This window comes from Candidatus Acetothermia bacterium (assembly GCA_024653305.1).
GTDB lineage: Bacteria > Bipolaricaulota > Bipolaricaulia > Bipolaricaulales > Bipolaricaulaceae > JACIWI01.
This window is the reverse complement of sequence record JANLFW010000049.1, coordinates 1-2116: the sequence shown is the minus strand read 5'-3', so window position 1 is coordinate 2116 and position 2116 is coordinate 1. Positions and strand designations below refer to the sequence as shown.

At 66.4% G+C, this 2116-nt stretch carries 3 protein-coding genes; all 3 read right to left on the bottom strand.

The features are described from left to right. Positions 1 to 51: 51 nt before the first annotated feature. On the bottom strand, positions 52 to 585 hold the full coding sequence (locus NUV94_08125; GenBank protein ID MCR4392702.1) for a DUF922 domain-containing protein: 534 nt from the start codon (positions 583 to 585) through the stop codon (positions 52 to 54). Between the two features lie 480 nt (positions 586 to 1065). After that, on the bottom strand, positions 1066 to 1356 hold the full coding sequence (locus NUV94_08120) for a GYD domain-containing protein (GenBank protein ID MCR4392701.1): 291 nt from the start codon (positions 1354 to 1356) through the stop codon (positions 1066 to 1068). Positions 1357 to 1461: 105 nt separating this feature from the next. Beyond that, positions 1462 to 2116, bottom strand: a 655-nt coding sequence (locus tag NUV94_08115) for an integrase core domain-containing protein (protein ID MCR4392700.1), incomplete at its 5' end; no start/stop codon positions are given.

Below are 2116 nucleotides of genomic sequence, written 5' to 3'. Positions count from 1 at the left end.
GACGAAGACCGCCGACCAGATCCTCCGCTCACTCAGTAAGCTGACAAGACACTAGGGCAGCCGAAGATACGGGTCGAGGAGCCAGGAGGAGATCTTTCGTTCCCACTCGTCTTGCCGCGTTGAGTCGCGGCCGTGGTTCGTCTCCCGGTCGTACTGGATCTGGGTTGCGGAGTGGCGGCCCAGCACCTCCTGAAAGACCGATTCCGCCAGTCGGAGAAGGCTTTGCATCGCTTCCGAAGCAGAGCTACCCGTCCCCCCAGAGATCCCCCGCAACGAACGCTCCAGGAGACGGCGGTACGCTTCGGCAAGGTCGAAATGCCGCTGCTCGTGGAGAAGGCCGGCCGGCGTCCTGCGGTCGGGCAGTGCCCACGACCGGTCGCGCTCCATCGCCGCCGTCACCGTGAGCGAGTCCACGCGCGCCCGCCAGCTTGACCCTTCCTGTGCCACCACCGGCACCATCTGGTACTCGAGGACCATCGCGATCGCAGCTGCGGCCTGCGGATCCCGGTCTGGAGGCGAAGGAGCCCAGAAGTCGTCCCAAGTGATCGGGCGGTCCGAACTCCAGAGGAGCCGTGTCTGCGTCACCGGCGGCCCCGTAGGTGCTGATGACTGCAAGGCGCACGACGACCTGGAAGCGGCTATGTCCACGGCTACCTTCAGATCGAGGGGCGGGACCCCGTCAGTCCACGTCCGGTACACGATCTCCACGCGTCGCCCGGCGCTTCCCGGGGGAGGGGTGAACGCGTAGAGCGTTGTCACCGTCCCCCAGCCCGAGGAAGACGAACCTGCGGGCCATCCGGTTGGCACGACAACGGGCGCAACGTGCACCGTCCGCGCCGGATCCGCAGAGACCGATAGCAACACCGAAGCCGACGATCCCTCGGAAACCTGGCACTGGAGGAACATCCCTCCGCTCGAAAAGCATGAATTGGCTGCCTGGATCTCCCACGACCAGCGGAGGGTGACCGCGGTCTGGCCCCAACCGAGGACCACCGCAACCCAGAGAGCACATCCTACGAACCCAAGGCGAGACATCATCGCCCGGATCTCCTGCGCCAGTGCGTACTACTTCTGCTGGATCCGGGCGACGAAATCGTCAATGGACAGGGCGCTCAGCGTCTCGATCTTCACCGTTCCTCGCGCGCCCAGCTCCACGGCCACGCGGGCCACGGCCATCGCGCCGGTGGCCTCGATGATCGTGACGAAGTCGTACTGCCCGAGCGTGGCGTACTGGTGGATGACCTTCGCCCCCAGGGCCTCGATCTCCCGGTTGACCTCGAGGATCCGCTCCGGCTTCTCCTTGATCGTCTTCGCCCCTTCGTCCGTAAGCCTGGTCAGAAGCACGTAGGTCTGCATCCGCCCTCCTTTGGTGGGGAGATCGTACCCGATCACCTTGATCAGGCAACGAACCCAGCCGCCGGGCTCCGCCCCTTCCGGTGCAGGAGAGTCCGGGGGGGACCCTCACCGGGCACCGGGGCCGACCCGGGCGAGCAGCCAATCTACGATCGCGGGGAGGAGACGCGGGTGGAACTCCATGGGGAGAAGGGCGTACTCCTCCAGCCCGCCCGTGACCGCCTTCTGGAACAGGTGGTTCGCTTCGGGGAGGACGACCACGGTCACGTCGCGGTTCCCAGCGCGGGAGATGGCTTCCTCAAGGGCAGCCTTGTTCTGGTCGGCGTCGACCTGGACGTCCCCGTCCCGGAACTCCTCAGGCGTTCGGTACCCCAGCGCGCTGTGCGGCCGCTCGCGATTGTACCTCCGCCGCCACAGGCCGGTCTTCGCCTTCGCATCGAGGATGCCATGGAACAGCTCCTGGTTCAGGCACTCCCGCCTGAGCGCCGCGTTGAAGCTCTCCCCGTACGCGTTCTGCCACGGGCTCCCCGGTGCGATGTGGTGCGTCCGCACGCCCTTCTCCGTCAGCCACTCCATGAGCTCGCCGGCGATGAACTCCGGCCCGTTGTCGGAACGGATGTACTCCGGCGGATCCCGTTCCGCAAACAATCGGGCCAACGCCGCCTTCACCTGCCCAGAGGGCATCGAGCGGCGTTGGCCCGATTGTTTGCGGAACGGGATCCGCCGGAGTTCATCGCCGGCGAGCTCATGGAGTGGCTGACGG

Excerpts from the sequence above, each read along its gene's own strand:
- NUV94_08120 (MCR4392701.1), bottom strand. The coding sequence starts at position 1,356 with ATGCAGACCTACGTGCTTCTGACCAGGCTTACGGACGAAGGGGCGAAG.